Origin of the sequence: Alistipes sp. Marseille-P2263 (assembly GCF_018101075.1) — a bacterium.
Taxonomy (GTDB): domain Bacteria; phylum Bacteroidota; class Bacteroidia; order Bacteroidales; family Rikenellaceae; genus Alistipes; species Alistipes dispar.
The window spans coordinates 136113-156112 of sequence record NZ_JAGQEJ010000004.1; the positions used below are offsets into that span (position 1 = coordinate 136113).

Below are 20000 nucleotides of genomic sequence, written 5' to 3' on the forward strand. Positions count from 1 at the left end.
ATGCGGCAGGGGCGATGCCTTTTGTTCTCCGTGCCGGAAGGGCTGCGGCCGTCTTTCGGCACGGCCCGCACCGTCCTGGCCGGGCCGAAACCGATTATGAGGTGTAATGGCGGACCGGCGGTCAGTACATGTTGTCGTACATGGACTGGCTCTTGTCGTATTTCAGGTCCGCGAGCGATGCGGCCTTGACGCCGATGTTGAAACTCCAGCTCTTGTGGTAGCCGAAGGGAATCCACGAGAAGGACATTTGCCAGCAGTGGAGGTCCCGTGAAATGGAAATCGACGAGGTGGTGAGCTTGTTGGCCTTGATGTCGTAACCGCCCTGAAACGTGATGCCGGTCTTGGGCGTGAGGTTGAGCGAACCGTTGAAGCTCACGGTCTGCGTGACGTTCTTCCGATAGCCCGTCGTGCCGTTATTGACATAGGAGATCGAGTAGTTCACCGCGTAGTTGAAGCCGAAGTTCCACGGCAGCGAGAAGTCGTAGTAGGATTGGGCCATGTACTGCCTTCGCAGCACGGGGTCCATCGTTCCGTAGGGGTCGTGGAAGGGGTTCGCATAGTCCGGCGGGAGACTCGTGATGTCGTTGATGGCCGGCTGCGAACGGTCGTCGCGCGATTTGAAGGTGTAGCCGAACGACCAGCCCGTGGAGGTGATGCGCCCCGGGAAGAAGAGTTTGTCGTAGCGGATGCCCTCGGGCGTCACGCGGTAGGGGTCGATCGTGGCCGAGAGGTTGATGCCGAAGTTGTTGAAGAGCGTCGTGCGGAACGACAGCGAGATCGTCGAGAGCTTCATCGAGTCGGCCAGGAAGTTGTACGATCCGCTCAGGCGCAGTTCGTCGATGAGCTTGATCTTCTTGACGCCCGACGTGTCGCGTTTGGAGAGCACCTTCATTTCGAGGTTCTGCGACAGCGAGAAGTTCATCGACATGGATTTTCCCGACGAGGGAACGCCGTAGGCATTGACCGCATAGGGCGAATAGGTCGTGAAGCGGCCCGTGGAGTCGGTCTGCCGCGTGAGGTAGTATCCGTAGCGGGGATCGCTGAAGTCCGGGGCGAAGGAGAAGCCGATCGACGGGGTGATCGTGTGGCGGATGGCCTGGATCTTGCGGTCGCGGCGCTTCTTCGTGAAGTCGTACATGCCGTAGAGGGTCGTCGAGGCCGAGACGCTCGCCGTGTAGTTGTAGAGGCGGTAGAATCCGTAGTCCGAGGCGAGCGTGTCGGTCTGGTTCGTCGTGGGGTTCCACTGGTATTCCTGTTTCTTGAAATACCACTTCTCGGTGTAGTTGAACGACGGCGAGATGTTGATGTAGTTGAACAGGTTGAACGACGCCGAGACGGGGATCGAGTGCTCGATGCCGTTCTTCATGTTGTCGAGCGTCTTCTGGGAGAAGATTTCCGATTCGGTGGTGGTCACCGAGTTGGTCATCTTGCCCGTGTACTGCATCGAGATTTTCTCGTACCAGCGCTCCTTGCCCATGCGCTCCTTGCGTTTGAAGGGGTAGAGGCGCGAGACGTTGAAAACCACCGTGGGCAGCGTGACCGAGATGGACTTGTTCTGCGAGTTCTGCGAGATGGCCATGTTGGCCGAGAGCGAGAAGGGGGTTCCGGCCCAGTTCTTCGAGTAGGAGATCGACGAGTTGGTCTGCGTCGAGAGGATGTCGTCGATATTGGTGGCCGAATAGCGGTTGTAGCCGCTGGTGGCGAAGTTCACCGAGGCCGAGAAGGTCGATCCCGGGTTGGCCTTGGCGTCCTGCGAGTGGGTCCACTGGATGCGGAAGTTGCTCTGCTTGATGTAGTCCGGTTCGCCCTTTTCGCCCGTCTTGATGTTCGAGTACTGGAGGTTGAAGCTGCCGCTGTACTTGTAGCGCTTGATGTAGCGCGAGGCGGCCGAGGCTTCCCACGAGCCGAGCGTGTAGAATCCTCCGCGCACGGCCAGGTCGGCGTACTCGCCCAGCGTGAAGTAGTAGCCCAGATCGCGCAGGAAGAAACCTTTGGAGTACTCCTCGCCGTAGGTCGGCATCAGCAGGCCCGATTTGGGGCCCATATTGATCGGAAAGAAGCCTTCGGGGATGCCGAGGAAGTAGATCGGCACGTCCTCCATGACCAGATAGGCCGGACCGGTGACGACCTTTTTGCCGGGGATGACCTTCGCCTTGGTCATCGCCAGGTAGAAGTGCGGGTGATCGGTCTCTTCGCAGGTGGTGTACTTGCCGTGTTCGATGTTGAAGGTGTTGTCGGGCATCTTCTTCACGCTGCCGCCCACCAGCCAGCCGTCGCCCTGCTGCGTGGCCACGCCCTTGATCTTGGCCTTCTGCGAATCGAGGTTGTAGGTGATCGTATCCATCTGGTACGCGGCGCTCCCTTCGGTGAATTCGGGCTTGGTGACCGTCCATACGCCGTCCACCGAGTCGGGCTTGCCGTAGGCGTACACCAGCTTCGTATTCATGTCGATCTGCATGTAGTCGGCCTTGAGGTTGCGGCTCTGGTACGTCACGTCGCCTTCGTTGTAGATGTAAACGAGTTTGTTGCGCACGTCGTAAACCAGCGAGTCGGTGCTCTTTCCGTCGAGCGGGTCGTCGAGAAATCCCTTCGCGGCGCGCGGTTTGCGGACCGTGTCGCGCTGCAGGCTGTCCGCGGCGGGCGGAGTCCCGTCCGCCGCGGACAGCGAGTCGGCCTGGCTGGCCACCAGCGAGTCGATATGCGCCGCGAAAAGCGAGTCGCGCTCCTCCTGCGGCAGGGCGTTGAAGGCTGCGGCGCGGCGGGCCTCCTCGCGTGCGGCGCGCGCCTGCATGCGGCGTTCGCGGCGGGTCAGGGGGCGTGCCGCCGAGTCGGCGGCCTCCGGGCCGTTCGGGGCGATCCGATGGGTGCGGGCGGTGTCGGACAGAGGCGCCGGCAGCAGGGCACGGGGCGCCGCCGAACCCAGCAGGACCTGGGCGAAAAGCAGGAGCGCCGCCGCCGACAAGAGATATTTTACCTTCGACCTGTCCAAAATTACAAAAAAAATCCATACCTTTGCCGACGAGTCGGCAAAACCGCCCGGAACGGCCCCCGGAGGGCTCCTCGCGGCGATTTTCGGCCCGACAAAGATAGGCAAAAATTTACAGAAAGCTCACATTTACCGTCAAATATGCGCACTCGGTCCCTGCTGTTTCTCGCCATCGCGGCTGCGACGCTCCTTACGAACGTCTTACGGGCCGGAAATATTGCGCACGGCGTGGAGGTCGTCGTGATCGACGCCGGCCACGGCGGAAAATTCCCCGGGGCGCATTACGGCGGAGTCTATGAAAAGGACCTCACGCTGAAGGTGGCCCTGAAGCTCGGGCGGCTGATCGAGGAGGGAATGCCGGGCGTGAAGGTCGTTTATACGCGCAAGACGGACAAGGCGCTGGGCGCGACGCTGGCCGACGACCTGCAGGCGCGTGCCGACATCGCCAACGGGGCGGGCGGCGACCTGTTCGTGTCGATCCACGTGAACGCGGCGAGGGCCGCGGCGGCGCGGGGCGTCGAGACGCTCATCATGGGCGAAAGTCCCAAGGAACAGCGTTACAACGAGAACGCCCTCTACGAGAGCAACCGGGAGGATCTGATCGACATGTCCGACGAGCGGACGGCGGCCATCGTCCGGGCCTACATCCAGAATTTGCAGTTCACCTACGGCGAGTACAGCATGGCGCTGGCCCGCTGCATACAGAACAACTACATCAAGAGCGGACGCCGTTCGCGCGGCGTGAAGCCGCAGTTGCTCCGGGTGCTCTACGCCACGGACATGCCGGGCGTGCTGACCGAGATCGGTTTCATGACCAACTCGCAGGAGATGGCCTACATGAAGTCGGAAAAGGGGCAGCAGGAGATCGCGCGCAATATATATCAGGGTATCCGGGACTATTCGGACTACGTGCTCCGGACGCGCCGGGCCGGGGAGGCCGAAGCGGCCCGGACGGAGCGGGAGCGGCCGGAGGAGGCTTCGGCCGCCGCTTCCGGGACGGCTGCGAAGGAGGCGGCCGCATCGGGAGGCGGCTCCGCGTCGAAACCCTCCGGAAAAGATGCCGCTGCGGCTTCCGGAGCCGGGACGAAAGCGGCTGCGAAGGATGGCGGGACGAAGCAGGCCGCGGCGCGTCGGGTGTCGGAACCCCTGCGTTATACGATTCAGGTGCTGGCCAGCGCGAAGCCGCTGCCGGTGCGTTCGTCGCAGTTCCGCTCCTACCGCGGGAAGGTGAAGCAGTACACCTCCGAAGGTCGGTTCCCCTATAAATATTGTGTGGGGGAGTATGACGACCGGGCCGCTGCCCAGCGGCGGCTGCGCGAGGTGCGGCGGGTTTTTCCCGATGCCTTCGTGGTGGGCTGCCGGGGTTCGCGGATCGTGAAATGACGTCCGCTTGCCGGAGCCGGACCGGGAAGGACCGGACGCGGAGCCGTGCCGCCGGGGCGTGCAGGTTCCGGAACCGTTGCGAAATGAGGAAAGCAAGATTTGTCAGGATATGAAAAGAGAGGTTAAGATCGGGATTTTCGCCGTGGCGATGATCGTCGCCGCGTGGGCCGGAATCCGGTTTCTGAAAGGTTTCGACATCTTCGGCCGCAATACGGTCTATTACGCCGCCTACGATCAGATCGGGGGCGTGCAGTCGGCGTCGCCCGTGATGATGCGGGGCGTCAAGATCGGCACGGTGACCGGCATCGCGTTCGATCCGCAACTGAGCGACAAGGTCGTGCTGCAACTCACGATCAAGCGGCAGTACCGCATTCCCGAGGATTCCGAGGCGAAGATCGTCAGCAGCAGTCTGATGGGTTCGAAGGCGATCGAGATCACCTACGGTGATTCCGACGTCTGCCTCGCGAAGGGCGATACGCTCCGTTCGGGCCGCAACCGCGATCTGATGGACGTGGCCGGCTCGGAGCTGGAGTTTTTCAAGCAGAGGGTATCGCGGCTGACCGACGACCTCTCGCGGACACTGGACAACGTGAACCGGCTGCTGGAGGCCAATGAGGAAAATATCACCGGAACGCTCGGCAACCTGAACGCCGCCTCGGGCGATCTGGCCCGGCTGCTCGACGCCGAGAAGGGACGCCTGCAATCGGCCGTCGGCAGTCTCGCGGCCTTCGCCGACATGCTGGGCGAGAATGCCCCCCGCGTGGACAGTATCGTGGGCAATCTGAACGACGTGACGGCGCAGCTTTCCGAAGCGGAGTTCGCACGGAAGCTCTCCGACGCCGTGGAGCGGTTCGACGGCCTGCTGGCGAAGATCGACGACGGCGAGGGTACGCTGGGCCGGCTGATGAACGATCCGGCGCTCTACGACTCGCTGACCGCGGCGGGCGGCAATCTGGCGTCGCTGCTCGCGGACTTGCAGCGGTATCCCGGACGTTACGTCCACTTCTCGCTCTTCGGCCGCGATCCCGAAAAGATGAAGGCGAAGGCCGACCGCAAGGCCGTCAGGGCCGCCGAAAAGGCCGAGCGGGATTCGCTCCGGCTGCTGAAATAGCGGCCCGGCCGCCGGCACACCGGCTCGGCCGTTCCGGGGGAGCGGAGCCGACGGTGTTTAACGAGATTTCGATACCATGATTTACCCTGCCTCTTTCGAGCAAAAGATAGGTTTCGACCGGCTCCGCGAGCAGGTCGCCGCGCGTTGCACCATGCGCGCCGCCCGCGAACGGATCGCCGCGGAGGATTTCTCGACCTCGCCGCGCGAGATCGAGCGGCGGCAGGCGCTCGCCGACGAGATGCGCCTGCTGCTCGATATGGAGCACGAATTTCCCGGGGGCGAATACCCCGATACGGACGTTTTGATCGCCAAGCTGCGCGTCGAGGGATCGTTCCTCGACGTGGAGGAGGTGGCGACGCTCCGTCGGGCGCTGTCCGCTCTGGGCGGCGTCGTTTCGTTCATCCTCGCCCGCGAGGAGCGCTATCCGGCGCTGTACGACCGGACGCGCGGCGTCGAGTCCTTTCCGGAGATCGTGCGGCGCATCGACGGGATCGTGGACCGGCTGGGCGAGGTGAGGGACGATGCGTCGCCCGCACTGCTGGAGATCCGGCGGGCGATCCGCGAGCGGGAAGGGCAGGCCGCCAAGCGGTTGCAGGCCGTGCTGGCTTCGGCCAAGGGAGCGGGCATCGTCGAGGCCGACGCGCAGATCTCGATCCGCGACGGGCGGGCCGTGATTCCCGTCGCCGCGGCCAACAAACGCAAGCTCAACGGATTCATACACGACGAGTCGGCCACGGGCAAGACCTTCTACATCGAGCCGGTGGAGGTGGTGGAGATCAACAACGAACTGCGCGAACTGGAGTATGCCGAGCGGCGCGAGATCGTCCGCATCCTCACCGAATTCACGGCCTCGATCCGGCCCGATGCGGAGCTGATCGCCGCCTCGGGCGACTACCTGGCCGAGATCGACATGCTGCGTGCCAAGGGGCGCTGGGCCTCGGAGAACGGATGCGTGCGGCCGATCCTCTCGACCGACGACCGGCTGGTGCTGAAAAACGCCCGCCACCCGCTGCTGCAACAGACCCTCCGCGCCGCGGGGCGCGAGATCGTGCCGCTCGACCTGCAGCTCGACCGCCGCAAGCACATCCTCGTCATTTCGGGCCCCAACGCCGGCGGCAAGTCGGTCTGCCTGAAGACCACGGGTATCGTGCAATACATGTTCCAATGCGGTTTTCCCGTCCCCGCGTCGGAGGTCTCGGAGCTGCCCGTGTTCCGGAGCATCTTCCTCGACATCGGCGACGAGCAGTCCATCGACAACGACCTTTCGACCTACTCTTCGCACCTGCTCAACATGAAGCACATGCTCGCCGGGGCTTCGGACCGTACGCTGGTGCTCATCGACGAGTTCGGCTCGGGCACGGAACCCACGATCGGCGGGGCCATCGCCGAGGCCATCCTCGAGCGGCTGCTGGCCAGGGGGTGCTACGGGGTGATCACGACCCACTATGCCAATATCAAGTATTACGCCTCGAACACCGAAGGCATCGCCAACGGCGCGATGACCTTCGACGTGCAGCGTATCCGGCCGCTTTTCCGGCTCGAGACGGGCAAGCCGGGCAGTTCGTTCGCCGTGGAGATCGCCCGCAAGATCGGGCTTCCGGAGGAGATCATCCGCGCGGCGAGCGAGAAGGCCGGGTCGGACCATATCAATATCGAGAAACAGTTGCGCGAGATCGCCCGCGACAAGCACTACTGGGAGCAGAAACGCGACCGCATACGCCTGACGGACCGCAAGGTGGAGGAACTGGAGCAGACCTACGCCGAGCAGTTGGCGAAAATCCGCGCCGAGCGGCAGGAGATTCTCAAGCGGGCCAAGCAGGAGGCGCAGCAGCTCATCGCCGACGCCAACCGGCAGATCGAAAACACGATCCGCACCATCCGCGAGGCACAGGCCGAAAAGGAGCTGACGCGGCTGGCGCGGCGCGAGCTGGACGATTTCCGCGGGAAGGTGGATGCGGCCGGTTCGGCGGAGCGCGAAGCCGCGGTGGCCCGCGAGATCGAGCGCATCGAACGGCGGCGGCAGCGGCGCGCCGAACGGAAGGCCCGCGAAGGGGCCGAGACGAAGGCGGAGGCGGTTCCTGTGCCGGAGAAACCGCGCGAAGTCGTCGAGGGCTCGAAGGTGCGCATGGCCGGGCAGGAGATGGTCGGCGTGGTGCAGTCGATCAAGGGCAAACGGGCGCAGGTGGCCTTCGGGCAGATTCTGACGACGGTGGACAAGACGCTGCTCACGGTCGTTTCGAACAGCGAATACCGCGAGGCGACGCGTCCGGCGACGGCCCGCACGGTCCTGTCGGCCGACATTTCGGCCCGCAAGCTCCGTTTCCGGGACCATATCGACGTGCGCGGGATGCGCGCCGCCGAGGCGCTGGAGGAGGTGCGCGACTTCATCGACGATGCGCTGATGGTGGGTGTCGGTTCGGTCTCGATCCTCCACGGCAAGGGCACGGGCGCACTGAAGGAGGAGATACGGCGCTACCTCCGTTCGGTTCCCGAGGTGGTCTCGGCTGCGGACGAGCATGCCGACCGGGGCGGTGCGGGCATTACGGTCGTGACGTTCGACCTGTCGTGATTTCGCGGCGCTCCGCTCCGGAGCCGCCGCGCGGAACGGGCCGGAAACGCGGAACGAACCGGAATCGCGGGCCGGGCCGGGGAAACGCATTTTTCCGCATGACGGTTCCGGGAAAGACCCCGGGAACCGGGATTTTGGAACATACCGACGGCACCGACGGATACGGCCTGCCGGTTTTCGCCGCATGAAAACAGGATTGCCGGAATAAAAACAGCTATTCCTATGGAATATCAGCTATCGCAGATCGCCGCCATCGTGGGCGGCGGGTTTTCGGGTACGGACTCCACGGTGCAGTCGGTCGTCACCGACAGCCGCTCGCTGACGTGCGAGCTGGGAACCGGCCCGATGTTCGTGGCCATGTGCGGCGCCAACCACGATTCGCACGATTTCATCGGGGAGATGCGCGCCCGCGGGGTCCGCGCCTTCCTGACCGAGCGCGCCGTCGATGCGGCTCCCGGATGCGGCTATGTCGTGGTGCGGAACGCCATCGAAGCGTTGCAGCGGCTGGCCTCCTACCACCGGGCGCAGTTCCGCGGGACGGTGGTGGGCATCACCGGGTCGAACGGCAAGACGGTCATCAAGGAATGGATCGCCGAGGAACTGCCCGCGGGGATGAAGTGCTACCGTTCGCCGAAGAGTTACAATTCGCAGTTGGGCGTGCCGCTGTCGGTGCTGATGCTCGAGGGCGACGAGCGGCTGGCGATCTTCGAGGCGGGCATTTCGAAGCCGGGGGAGATGGAGCGGCTGGAGCGCATCATCCGTCCCGACGTGGTCGTCTTCACCTCGATCGGGGACGCCCACCAGGAGAATTTCCTCAATCTGGACCAGAAGTGCCTGGAAAAGATGATTCTGGCGCGCGGCGCCTCGCGGATCGTCTATCATAGCCATTACGAGCCGCTGGGGCGTATGATCGCCGCGCATTTCGCCGGGCGGAAGCTCTACGACGCTGCGGCGTTCCCCCGCGTGCCGGAGGCGGTCGTCGGCAACGAGGCTTCGCGCCGCAACGCGCAGATCGTCGAGGCGTTCTGCGCCGCGATGGATTTTCCCGAACCGGCCTTCTCGTCGGCTCCCGAGGTGGCGATGCGCCTCGAGGTGAAGGAGGGCATCAACGATTCGGTGCTCATCAACGACGCCTACAACCTCGACCTCAATTCGCTGGCGCTGGCGCTGGACTACCTGCACAACGTGGCGCTGTCGCGCCGCCGGACGCTCGTCCTGTCGGACATCGCCCAAAGCGGGCTTTCGGACGACGAACTGTACGGCCGCGTGGCCGGAATGGTCGCCCGGGCGGGCATCGACACGTTCATCGGCATCGGACCGAAGCTGAAACGCTACGCTTCGCTCTTCGCCTGCGAGCGGGAGTTCTTCGCCTCGACGGGCGAGTGCATCGCCCGCATCGGACGCGACGCCGTGGCGGGCCGCGCCGTGCTGCTCAAGGGGGCGCGGGAGTTCCGTTTCGAACGGCTTGCCCACGCCCTCGCGCGCAAGAGCCATACGACGGTGCTGGAGGTCGATCTGGATGCTATGATACACAACCTGAACTATTTCCGTGCGCAGTTGTCGCCGCGGACGAAGCTGGTGGCGATGGTCAAGGCGGGGTCGTACGGCGCGGGCGATTTCGAGGTGGCTCAGATGCTCCAGCACGAGGGCGTGGACTACCTGGCCGTGGCCTTCGCCGACGAGGGGGTGCTGCTGCGCGAGCGGGGGATCGCCATGCCGATCGTCGTGCTCAACGCCGACGCCGACAGCTTCGATCTGATGATCGCCAACCGGCTCGAACCCGAAATCTACGGCTTCCGCTCGCTCGACGACTTCGCGGCGGCCGTGTCGCATGCGGGCGAGGCGCGCTATCCGATCCATCTCAAACTCGATACGGGCATGCACCGGCTGGGATTCATGGAGGAGGAGATCGGCCGCCTCTGCGAGGTGCTGCCGACCCGGCCGGAGGTGAAGGTGGCCTCGGTGTTCTCGCACCTCAACTGCGCCGACATGCCCGAGGAGGATGCCTATACGCGGGCGCAGATCGCCCGTTTCGACCGCATGAGCGGCGCCGTCGCGGCGTCGCTGCCTTACCCGGTGCTCCGCCATACGGCCAATTCGGCGGCCATCGAGCGCTTCCCCGAGGCGCAGTACGACATGTGCCGCCTCGGACTGGGGCTTTACGGCTTCGGCTGGCGGCACAACGACGCCCTGCGGCCCGTCTCGACGCTCCGAACGCGGATCGTGCAGATCCGGCGTCTGGCCGCGGGCGAGACGGTGGGCTACGGCCGGGCCGGACGCCTGACGCGGCCGAGCGTCGTGGCCACGATTCCCGTGGGCTATGCCGACGGGCTGGACCGCCGCCTGGGGTGCGGCCGCTGGTCGGTGCGCGTGGGCGGGGAGGCGGCTCCCGTCGTGGGACGTATCTGCATGGACAGTTGCATGATCGACATAACCGATGTGCACGGCGTCGCGGAGGGCGACGAGGTGCTGATCTTCTCGCCCGCGGCGGGCAACGACCCCGAGGCGATGGCCCGCGTGCTCGGTACGATTCCCTACGAGGTGATGACCTCCGTATCGGGCCGGGTGAAACGGATTTATCTCAAGGAGTGACGGCGCATGACGACGAAAGGAACGCTTTATCTGATTCCCTGTCCGATTTCGGACGAAACGGCGCCGTGGGAGGTGCTTCCCGCGGCCAACCGGGCGGTGATGGATTCGCTCGACTACTTCATCGTCGAGAACACGCGTTCGGCGCGGCGGTTCCTGGCGAAGGCCGGCATCGCGCGGCCGATCGACGGACTGGAGTTCCGTGAGCTGAACGAACACACCGTGGCGGGCCGCGAGGTGGAGGAACTGGTGCGCCCGATCGCCGAAGGGCGTTCGGCGGGGGTGATCTCCGAGGCCGGCGTGCCGGGCGTGGCCGATCCCGGGGCGCTCGTCGCCGAGGCCTGCCATAGGCGGGGCATCCGCGTCGTGCCGCTCGTGGGGCCTTCGTCGATCATCCTGGCCGTGATGGCTTCGGGACTGAACGGGCAGTCGTTCGCCTTCAACGGCTACCTGCCCGTGAAGCCGCCCGAGCGGGCGAAAGCGATCCGCTTTTTCGAGCGCCGCGCCCTGAGCGAGGGGCAGTCGCAGCTCTTCATCGAGGCTCCCTACCGCAACGAGAAGCTCTTCGGGCAGCTGCTCCGGACACTCGGGGCGGAGACGCGTCTTACGGTGGCCGTCGATCTGACGGCGCCCGGCGGCTGGGTCGAGACGCATACGGCGGGGGAGTGGCGCCGCCGGCCGCTGCCCGAACTGAACAGGCGTCCGGCGATTTTTGCGATCGGATAGCTTCCGGCGGGCGGTTGGTATGCAATTTGCGCCGTATAGGGCGGAAAAACCGGAAAAATACGAAAATATGAAAAAGAAAGAAGTTTATAATGAGGCCGTTAACGGTGACGAAGGATTCTCGGCCGGCGACGGTTATCCGTCGTGCGACGGCGAGCCGTGTGCCAATGTGGCAGACGATGCGGAGGATGCGACTGCCACAATGGCAGTCGGAGGCGAGACGTCCGAACCCGAGGCGGCCGTGGAGCTGGAGGCGGTAGTGGCCGAATGGCAGGACAAGTACCTGCGGTTGCAGGCCGAGTTCGACAACTACCGCAAACGGACGCTCCGGGAGAAGATGGACCTGGTGCAGACCGGGGGCCGCGACGTGCTGCTGGCCATGCTTCCCGTGCGCGACGACGTGCAGCGGGCGCTGGCGGCGATGGAGAAGAGCGACGACGTGGAGGCGCTGCGTTCGGGCGTGCTGCTCATTTCGCAGAAGTTCACCGAGGCGCTGCGCCAGAAGGGCGTCACGGAGATCGAGGTCAAGGACAAGGATTTCGACGCGGAGTATTGCGAGGCCGTGGCCCGCTTCGCGGCCGGAGAGGAGAAGAAGGGCAAGGTCATCGACGTCGTTCAGACGGGCTACATGCTGGGCGAGCGGGTGCTTCGCTTCGCCAAAGTCGTTGTAGGAGAGTAGAATCATGGCAGAGAAGAGGGATTACTACGAAGTGCTGGGCGTCCAGAAAAACGCTAACGCTGACGAAATAAAGAAGGCATACCGCAAGGCGGCCATCAAGTACCACCCCGACAAGAACCCCGGGGACAAGGAGGCCGAGGAGAAATTCAAGGAGGCCGCGGAGGCCTACGACGTGTTGTCGAATCCCGACAAGCGCGCCCGTTACGACCAGTTCGGCCACGCCGGCATGAACGGCGCTGCGGGCGGCGGAGCCGGAGGCTTCGGAGGGTTCGGAGGCGGCTTCTCGATGGAGGACATCTTCTCGCAGTTCGGCGACATCTTCGGCGGACACTTCGGGGGCGGGTTCCGCTCCTCGTCCGCAGGGGGCGGCCGTCGCGTGAACCGCGGGTCGGATATCCGGATCAAGGTGAAGCTGACGTTGCAGGAGATCGCCTCGGGCGTGACGAAGAAGCTCAAGATCACCAAGACCGTGGCCTGCGACAAATGCGGCGGCACGGGGGCCCGGGACGCCTCCTCCTACGGGACGTGCGCGACCTGCAACGGCGCGGGGTACGTGACGCGCGTGGAGAACACCTTCTTCGGCCGGATGCAGACGCAGGGCGTCTGCCCGACGTGCGGCGGCACGGGCAAGGTGATTACGGCCCCCTGCGACAAGTGCAAGGGCGAAGGCGCCGTGCGCGGCGACGAGGTGGTGGAGATACAGATTCCCGCCGGCGTGGGCGAAGGCATGGTGCTCACGGTGTCGGGCAAGGGCAATGCGGCGCGTCACGGCGGAGTGAACGGCGACTTGCAGGTGCTCATCGAGGAGGAGCCGGACGCCGAACTGGTGCGCGACGGCAACGACCTGATCCACAATCTGAACATTACGGTCGTGACGGCCCTCCTGGGCGGTACGGTCGAGGTTCCGACGGTGGACGGCCGGGCCAAGATCAAGATCGCTCCGGGCACGCACGCGGGCAAGGTGCTGCGGCTGGCGGGCAAGGGCCTTCCGGAGGTGAACGGCTACGGCCGCGGCGACGAGCTGATCGTGGTGGACATCACCGTTCCCGCGAAACTCACCGCCGAGGAGAAGCGCATCGTGGAGCAGCTCGCCGGGCAGCCCTCGTTCCAGCGCGCCGAGTCGGTCAGGAACCAGAACATCTTCGAGCGGATGAAGAATTTCTTCCGGTAGATGACGGAGTGCGTTTCCGGCGGGTGCGGCGATGCCGTGCGCCGCGACTCCCTTTGCGGGCGTTTTCCCGCATGCCGCCGTTCCGTCCGCGGACGGAGCGCGTCAGACCCCCGCTTCGGCGGGGGCTTGTCGTGGGAAAGGGGAGGCGCTGCGGAAAAAGAGAGCCGCACGACGGCAATAAAATCGCGGATATATTCGTATCTTTGAAAAAAAATCGACCATGTTAGGTTTTACCCCTTTTAAGAAACACGCCAACAAGTTCAACTACATTCCGCGGTATTACGACCCGGAGAAGGAGGCGCGCGAGCAGCGTCGTGCCGAGCTGCGCGGCGAGCGTGCCGGGGATGAGGCGCACGAATACGTTCCCGGCCAGTTCATCCGCACGCAGCGCGAAGCCCGTGCGGCGCACCGGGCCGGCGAGGAGGAGCGGGGCCGCATCCGCATCCTGAAGATGGCCGCCGCCGCGGTGCTGGTCCTGCTGTTCATCTACCTGCTCTATCCGAAGCTGGCGGAGGTCTTCCTGCAAGCTGCCGCCACGCAGCCCGCCCCTGCGGCGAATACCGAGGCGGCGGAGGACGGGTTCGATCCCTACGCCCCGATACGGGTCGTTCCGAACGATTACGAGGAGTGAGCGAGATGGCCGACAAGATCAGACTTTTACCCGAGGTCGTCGCCAATCAGATCGCTGCCGGAGAGGTCGTGAACCGGCCCTCGTCGGTGGTCAAGGAGATGATGGAGAACGCCATCGACGCCGGGGCCCGCTCCGTGAAGGTCAATTACCGCGACGGAGGCAAGGAGTTGATTCAGATCGTGGACGACGGCTGCGGCATGTCGCCCATCGACGCGCGGATGGCCTTCGACCGCCATGCCACGAGCAAGATCCGTTCGGTGGACGACATCTATGCGCTCCGCACGTTCGGTTTCCGGGGCGAGGCGCTGGCCTCGATCGCCGCGGTGGCGCAGGTCGAGCTGCGCACGCGGCAGGAGGGCGACGAGGTGGGGACCGTGACCGAGATCAACGGCGGTCAGTTCGTGGCGCAGACCCCGGCGATGTGCCCCGTGGGGTCGCAGTTCTTCGTGCGCAACCTCTTCTACAACGTTCCGGCGCGCCGCCGTTTCCTGGAGAAGGGTACGACGTCGGCGTCGCAGATCAAGGCCGAATTCCAGCGTGTCGCGTTGTGCAACCCCTCCGTGGCGTTCGAACTGTACGCCAACGACGCACCGATCCTGTCGCTTGCGGCCGCATCGCTCGCGGGCCGTATCGTGGATGTCGTGGGACGGCATATCAAGCAGAACCTGCTGGACGTCGAGGCCGACACCTCGATCGCCCGCATCGAAGGGTATATCGGCCGCCCGGCGGCGGCCAAGAAGCGCAACACGGAGCAGTATCTGTTCGTGAACGGCCGCTACTTCAAGAGTTCGTACCTCACGAGCGCGATTCTCAAGGCTTACGAGAAACTGATACCCGAAAGTTCGCAGCCCTCCTATTTCCTCTACCTTACGATCGACCCCGGCCGCATCGACGTCAATGTGCATCCGCAGAAGACCGAAGTGAAGTTCGCCGACGAGGAGGCCGTGTGGCAGATCGTCCACGCCGCCGTGCGCGAGACGCTGGCCAGGACGGGCGCCGTGCCGATGATGGATTTCGACCGCGAGGGGCAGGTGGAGATTCCCGTGTTGCAGAGGGGAGCCATATACAGCGAGCCCCGGGCGATGTCCAACGAGGACTACAACCCGTTCCGCGAGACCTACATCGACCCTTCGGCTCCCGATCCGAATGTCGATTTCACGGGCTTCGACGTGCCCTATGCCGACGGCGGCATGGTGTCGGACACCTCCGGAGCGGGATTCCGGGCCGGAGGCGTGCGTACTGCCGCGCCGGGTCCCTCCGCAGGGGGCGGGTTCCGCCTCCCGCAGGACGGGGAGTTCGAGGAGTTCGAGTCGGGGGCGGACTTCGGTTCGGACCGGTTCGGATACGGCGGGGGGAGCCCCTCCGGCGGGATCGCCGGAGAGGACGGCGGCTTCGAAATCGCATCCGGCGGGACGGACGGGGAGAGCGCGCTCGATTTCATTCCGTCGTCCGCCGGGGCGGAGCAGCAGCGTTTCGATCTGGGGCCGGAGCGTCCCGAGTTCTCGGACCCGCTGCCGCTGGGGGCCGGCTATCTCGCCGCATTGCTGAACGGGCGCTTCGTCGTCGTGGACCTGCGGCGCGCCCGCGAACGGATCCTTTACGAGGATTACCTCCGGATGCTGGGCAACGGCTCGTCCGTGAGCCAGCAGTTGCTGTTTCCCGAGCGGCTCGAGCTGTCGGGCGACGAATACGCCCTGCTCGAGGAGAACGCCGTGGAGTTCGCCGCGCTGGGATTCGACATCGGCTTCTGCGGCGACGGGGCGGTCGAGGTGAAGGGCACGCCCGCCGAACTGCCGCCCGATGCGGTGGACAAGCTGCTTTTCGAGCTGTTGCAGGCTTTTCGCACGCCTTTGTCGGTGGCCGACGTGCGGCGCGAGAAGGTCGCTGCGGTCATGGCCCGCGGCGCGGCGCGCAACACGCCGCGCGTGTTGTCGCGCGAAGAGGCCGCGGCGCTGCTCGCGCAGCTTGCCGAGACGGGAAACGTCAGCTTCTCGCCCTCGGGCAAGGCGATTCTGGCGGAGATCACGCCCGAAGAGTTGCGCGCGAAGCTGGGATAATGGCGAAAGATCGTTATATTTGCACCCGTATCGGTGCGGGCCCGGCCGCCCGCAGAAGACGAATTTGAAAAACGGATAGACGACAGAAAATTCCATGAACCGCTATTTTCAGACCCCTCCGGTGGTCAAAAACCTGATAATCATCAATGTCCTGGTCTATATGGCCACGGCGCTGCTGCCCGTGGGCAACGAGATCATCCGCTTCTGCGCGCTCTGGTTCGGGGCGTCGCCCTTCGGCGAGTTCCACTCCTACCAGTTCGTCACCTACATGTTCCTGCATGCCAGCGTCGAGCATATCTTCTTCAACATGTTCGCACTGTGGATGTTCGGCCGGACGCTGGAGTACGAGCTGGGGTCGAAGCGTTTTCTGATCTACTACATGGTCTGCGGCGTCGGTGCGGCGCTGATCCAGTTGGCGACGGCCTACCTGACGGGCGAAATGCCCATCCAGCTCGTCGGCGCGTCGGGAGCGGTGATGGGGCTTCTGCTGGCTTTCGGCGTGATGCATCCCAATGCGGTCATCATGCTGCTCATTCCGCCCATTCCGATGAAGGCCAAATGGTTCGTGGTGATTTACGGCGTGATCGAGCTGTTCCTGGGCTGGACGGGATTCGGCGGCAACGTGGCCCATTTCGCCCATGTCGGCGGCATGCTGTGGGGGCTGTTGCTGCTGCAATGGTGGAAGCGTAACGGAACGATCCGGTTTTAGAAGATGCGCGGCGACTATTACAGCGACTACGGCGAGCGGCCGGCGGCCGGGCGGCGGAGTGTCGTCCTGCGGGTGCTCGACTGGGTGCTGACGCCGGTGACCGTCGCCGTGGGGGCGGCCATGCTCCTGACGTATTTCGTGCCGTATGTCAATCCCGGGCGCGTTTGGTTTCTGCCCGTGCTGGGGCTGGCGGCTCCGGGCGTTTACGTCGCTTCGGTCGTACTGCTGCTCTACTGGATCATCCGCTGGCGGTGGGTGCAGGCCGGGGCGATGCTGCTGCTCGTGGCGGCGGGTCTGGGCAAGGTGTCGCTCTTCTGGCGGCCCGAAATCCGGCGCAGCTACGAGGAGAAAATCTCCGAGCGCGGCACTTTCGGCGTGATGACCTACAACGTCCGCGGTTTCTACGGCGAGGAGGGGCGGAGCAGCGTGGACGAGGTGGTGCGGCTGATCCGCGAGCAGAATCCCGACATCGTTTGTCTGCAGGAGTTCAACGGGCGGCTGGCCGGGGCCTCCGAGGCGTTCCGGCTGCTCGGCGAGGAGTACGAGAGCGCCCGTTTCGGAGCCGAGAAGGATCCCGATCCTTCGGACGACGCGGGGCTGGCGATCCTGAGCAAGTACCGGATTCTGCGTTCGGAGACGGTGCTGACGCCCCATTCGTCGGTGTGGGCCGACGTGCTGATCGGCGACGATACGGTCCGGATCTTCAACGACCATCTTCACTCGACGGCGATCAACGCCGACGACAACGAGTATATCACCACCCGCCGTTTCCTTTCGGATACGGCCCGCGAGGTGAAGCTGCGCAGCATCGTCACCCGCCTGCGCGAGAACAGCGAGCTGCGGGCGGCGCAGGTGGACAGCATCGCCGCACAGATCGGGGCCACGCGCACGGGGCGCATCGTCTGCGGAGACTTCAACGATACCCCCGTGTCGTATGTCTATCGGCGGATGGCCGCCGGCCTCGAAGACGCCTTCAGCCGGTGCGGGTCGGGCTATTCGCACACCTACCGCGGTTTTTTCAATACGCTGCGTATCGACTACGTGCTCTATTCCGACGAATTCCGGGCCGTCGCCTACGGCGTGCTGCCGGTCGAGTATTCGGACCATCATCCCGTCGTCGTGCGGCTGAAGCGGCTGAAAAAGAGTTCGTGAACGCTCCCGGTGCGACGGTAAGAACGACTACGGCGGCCCTTTTCGGAGGCCGCCGTAGTCGTTTTTCCGTCCGCAGGCGGATCACTCGGTGATCTTCTTGCGGGGATGCACCATGTTCTCGGGGAGCAGGACCTTGTGCAGCTCCTCCTCGCTCATGAGGCGGTGTTCGAGCACCAGGTCGTAGATGCCCTTGCCGGTTTGCAGGGCCTCCTTGGCCAGCATCGTCGAGGTCTCGTAGCCCAGGTAGGGATTGAGCGCCGTGACGAGTCCGATGCTGTTGTAGACCATCCGGCGGCAGACTTCGGGGTTGGCCGTGATGCCGACGACGCACTTCTCGCGCAGCGTGTTCATGGCGTTGACCAGCATCTCGATGTTCTCGAAGAGCGAGTGGACGATGATCGGCTCCATGACGTTGAGCTCGAGCTGTCCGGCCTCGGAGGCGAGCGTGATCGTCAGGTCGTTGCCGATGACGCGGAAGGCGACCTGATTGACCACCTCGGGAATCACGGGATTGACCTTTCCGGGCATGATCGACGAGCCGGGCTGGCGCGGCGGGAGGTTGATCTCGTTCAGGCCGCAGCGCGGACCCGACGAGAGCAGACGCAGGTCGTTGCATATCTTCGAGAGCTTCACGGCCAGCCGCTTGAGCGCCGAGGAGTTCATGATGAAGGCGCCCGTGTCGCTCGTGGCCTCGATCATGTTCGTCGCCTTGCTCAGCGGCAGTCCCGTGATTTCGCGCAGGTGCTTCGTGCAGAGCTCCGCATAGTCGGGATCGGCATTGATGCCCGTGCCGATGGCCGTAGCGCCCATGTTGATCTCGTAGAAGAGCCGCAGGTTGGTTTGCAGGCGGTCGATCTCCTCGGTGAGCGTCGCGGCGTAGGCTTCGAACTCCTGGCCGAGGGTCATCGGCACGGCGTCCTGCAGCTGCGTGCGGCCCATCTTGATGATGTGGGCGAACTCCTCGCCCTTGGCGTGGAACGCCGCGATCAGTTCGCGCAGCGAGGCCACCGCTCCGTCGATGCTGCGCGCCAGCGCGATCCGCACGGCCGTCGGGTAGGCGTCGTTGGTCGATTGCGAGAGGTTCACGTGGTTGTTCGGATGGCAGTAGGCGTATTCGCCCTTTTCGTGGCCGAGCAGCTCGAGCGCCCGGTTGGCGATCACCTCGTTGGCGTTCATGTTGGTCGAGGTGCCGGCGCCTCCCTGCACCATGTCCACGACGAACTGTTCGTTGAGGCGCCCTTCGCGCAACTCTTCGCAGGCGCGGGTGATGGCGTCGGCGATGGCGGGATCCAGCAGCCCCAGATCGCGGTTCGCGGCCGCCGCCCCCTGCTTCACGTCGGCCAGGGCGCGGATCAGTTGCGGGAAGAAGTTGAGCCGCACGCGGCTGATGTGGAAATTCTCCACGGCCCGCATGGTCTGCACGCCGAAATAGTACTCCACGGGAATGTCCATCTCGCCGAGCAGGTCGTGCTCGCGGCGGGTTTTGCCCGAAAGTTCGATGTCCGTAAAATCCATAGTGTGTATTTTTTGTTCGTATTACAAATATAGCATTTTTACGGCAGGTTGTCGAAAAATCTTGCTACCTTTGTATTCCGCCGTCCGGAAAAGGTCTCCGGCGGCGTTTGCAAACACCTGTAATACCATGATTCTCGATTCTCTGAAAAACAGCGCGCTGTATCATTCGCTCAACCTGCGGCTCGAACGGGCCTTCTCGTTCATCGCCTCGACCGACTGGACCGGCATGGAGCCGGGCGTCCACGAACTCGACGGACGGGATATTTTCGTCAATGTGATGGACGTGGACCTCAAGCGCAGGCCCGATGCCAAACTGGAGGTGCACGACGCCTATATCGACATTCAGGTCCTCGTCGCGGGTACGGAGGAGTCGTTCGGCTGGAGCGAGCGCAAGGACCTCCGGCAGCCGCTGGGGACGTTCGATGCGCAGAAGGACATCCAGTTCTTCGACGACGTGCCGCAGACCTACTATACGCTGCGTCCCGGCCAGTTCACGATGCTGCTGCCCGAGGACGGCCATGCGCCGATGGTGGGCGAGGGGCATATCCGCAAGATCATCGTCAAGGTCCGCCGGTAGGCGGTTCCCTTCCGGACCGGAAAACGGCTCAGACTTCGGTTTTTCCGAAGCCTGAGCCGTTTTCGTCGCCCCGTATCGCTGTGCCGCGGGGTTGTTTCCGCCTTTCCGGCTGCCGTACCGGATTTTTACCGGACCCGCCTGCACGGAC

Annotated in this window: 14 protein-coding genes; 12 read left to right on the plus strand and 2 right to left on the minus strand. The window is 64.3% G+C overall.

Annotation, left to right across the window (positions count from 1 at the left end; translation table 11 throughout):
• Positions 1–121: 121 nt before the first annotated feature.
• Positions 122–2989: a putative LPS assembly protein LptD gene (locus KB554_RS06440; protein ID WP_211035259.1), complete on the minus strand. Its 2868-nt coding sequence runs from the start codon at positions 2987–2989 to the stop codon at positions 122–124.
• Between the two features lie 138 nt (positions 2990–3127).
• Here KB554_RS06440 and KB554_RS06445 point away from each other — a divergent pair, with 138 nt between their 5' ends.
• The 11 genes from KB554_RS06445 to KB554_RS06495 all read left to right on the plus strand — a co-directional run bounded on the left by KB554_RS06445 (position 3128) and on the right by KB554_RS06495 (position 17760).
• Positions 3128–4369: an N-acetylmuramoyl-L-alanine amidase gene (locus KB554_RS06445; RefSeq protein ID WP_211035260.1), complete on the plus strand. Its 1242-nt coding sequence runs from the start codon at positions 3128–3130 to the stop codon at positions 4367–4369.
• A 109-nt stretch (positions 4370–4478) separates the two neighbouring features.
• Entirely contained in the window at positions 4479–5480 is a 1002-nt protein-coding gene (locus KB554_RS06450) for an MlaD family protein (protein ID WP_211035261.1), read from the plus strand.
• A gap of 76 nt (positions 5481–5556) precedes the next feature.
• Positions 5557–8049, plus strand: coding sequence for a Smr/MutS family protein (locus KB554_RS06455; protein ID WP_211035263.1), 2493 nt, complete (start codon positions 5557–5559; stop codon positions 8047–8049).
• 222 nt (positions 8050–8271) lie between these two features.
• The gene (gene alr, locus KB554_RS06460) at positions 8272–10641 is read left to right on the plus strand and encodes an alanine racemase (protein ID WP_141427851.1); all 2370 of its coding nucleotides are present in this window, start codon (positions 8272–8274) and stop codon (positions 10639–10641) included.
• A 6-nt stretch (positions 10642–10647) separates the two neighbouring features.
• On the plus strand, positions 10648–11364 hold the full coding sequence (locus tag KB554_RS06465; RefSeq protein ID WP_211035265.1) for an SAM-dependent methyltransferase: 717 nt from the start codon (positions 10648–10650) through the stop codon (positions 11362–11364).
• A 67-nt stretch (positions 11365–11431) separates the two neighbouring features.
• Positions 11432–12040 carry a nucleotide exchange factor GrpE gene (locus tag KB554_RS06470; RefSeq protein ID WP_211035267.1) on the plus strand — a complete coding sequence of 203 codons (609 nt, stop codon included), beginning with the start codon at positions 11432–11434 and terminating at the stop codon, positions 12038–12040.
• Between the two features lie 4 nt (positions 12041–12044).
• Positions 12045–13211: a molecular chaperone DnaJ gene (dnaJ, locus tag KB554_RS06475; RefSeq protein ID WP_141427848.1), complete on the plus strand. Its 1167-nt coding sequence runs from the start codon at positions 12045–12047 to the stop codon at positions 13209–13211.
• Positions 13212–13431: 220 nt separating this feature from the next.
• Positions 13432–13842, plus strand: coding sequence for a hypothetical protein (locus KB554_RS06480; RefSeq protein ID WP_141427847.1), 411 nt, complete (start codon positions 13432–13434; stop codon positions 13840–13842).
• Positions 13843–13847: 5 nt separating this feature from the next.
• A complete protein-coding gene (gene mutL / locus KB554_RS06485) occupies positions 13848–15899 on the plus strand; it encodes a DNA mismatch repair endonuclease MutL (protein WP_141427846.1) in 2052 nt (683 codons plus the stop codon).
• Between the two features lie 94 nt (positions 15900–15993).
• Positions 15994–16608, plus strand: a complete 615-nt coding sequence (locus KB554_RS06490; RefSeq protein WP_141427845.1) for a rhomboid family intramembrane serine protease — start codon at positions 15994–15996, stop codon at positions 16606–16608.
• A 3-nt stretch (positions 16609–16611) separates the two neighbouring features.
• Complete coding sequence (locus KB554_RS06495; RefSeq protein WP_141427844.1) at positions 16612–17760, plus strand: endonuclease/exonuclease/phosphatase family protein; 1149 nt, start codon at positions 16612–16614, stop codon at positions 17758–17760.
• A gap of 81 nt (positions 17761–17841) precedes the next feature.
• Here KB554_RS06495 and aspA read toward each other — a convergent pair whose 3' ends face one another.
• Entirely contained in the window at positions 17842–19275 is a 1434-nt protein-coding gene (aspA, locus tag KB554_RS06500; protein ID WP_141427843.1) for an aspartate ammonia-lyase, read from the minus strand.
• Between the two features lie 127 nt (positions 19276–19402).
• Between aspA and KB554_RS06505 the strand changes: the two genes are divergently transcribed.
• Positions 19403–19852 carry a YhcH/YjgK/YiaL family protein gene (locus KB554_RS06505; protein ID WP_211035269.1) on the plus strand — a complete coding sequence of 150 codons (450 nt, stop codon included), beginning with the start codon at positions 19403–19405 and terminating at the stop codon, positions 19850–19852.
• The last annotated feature ends 148 nt before the right edge of the window (positions 19853–20000 follow it).

Coding starts and splice junctions, on each gene's coding strand:
- KB554_RS06465 (WP_211035265.1), top strand. CDS start 10,648: ATGACGACGAAAGGAACGCTTTATCTGATTCCCTGTCCGATTTCGGAC.
- KB554_RS06445 (WP_211035260.1), top strand. CDS start 3,128: ATGCGCACTCGGTCCCTGCTGTTTCTCGCCATCGCGGCTGCGACGCTC.
- KB554_RS06470 (WP_211035267.1), top strand. CDS start 11,432: ATGAAAAAGAAAGAAGTTTATAATGAGGCCGTTAACGGTGACGAAGGA.
- KB554_RS06450 (WP_211035261.1), top strand. CDS start 4,479: ATGAAAAGAGAGGTTAAGATCGGGATTTTCGCCGTGGCGATGATCGTC.
- KB554_RS06490 (WP_141427845.1), top strand. CDS start 15,994: ATGAACCGCTATTTTCAGACCCCTCCGGTGGTCAAAAACCTGATAATC.
- mutL (WP_141427846.1), top strand. CDS start 13,848: ATGGCCGACAAGATCAGACTTTTACCCGAGGTCGTCGCCAATCAGATC.
- aspA (WP_141427843.1), bottom strand. CDS start 19,275: ATGGATTTTACGGACATCGAACTTTCGGGCAAAACCCGCCGCGAGCAC.
- KB554_RS06480 (WP_141427847.1), top strand. CDS start 13,432: ATGTTAGGTTTTACCCCTTTTAAGAAACACGCCAACAAGTTCAACTAC.
- KB554_RS06495 (WP_141427844.1), top strand. CDS start 16,612: ATGCGCGGCGACTATTACAGCGACTACGGCGAGCGGCCGGCGGCCGGG.
- KB554_RS06455 (WP_211035263.1), top strand. CDS start 5,557: ATGATTTACCCTGCCTCTTTCGAGCAAAAGATAGGTTTCGACCGGCTC.
- dnaJ (WP_141427848.1), top strand. CDS start 12,045: ATGGCAGAGAAGAGGGATTACTACGAAGTGCTGGGCGTCCAGAAAAAC.
- KB554_RS06505 (WP_211035269.1), top strand. CDS start 19,403: ATGATTCTCGATTCTCTGAAAAACAGCGCGCTGTATCATTCGCTCAAC.
- alr (WP_141427851.1), top strand. CDS start 8,272: ATGGAATATCAGCTATCGCAGATCGCCGCCATCGTGGGCGGCGGGTTT.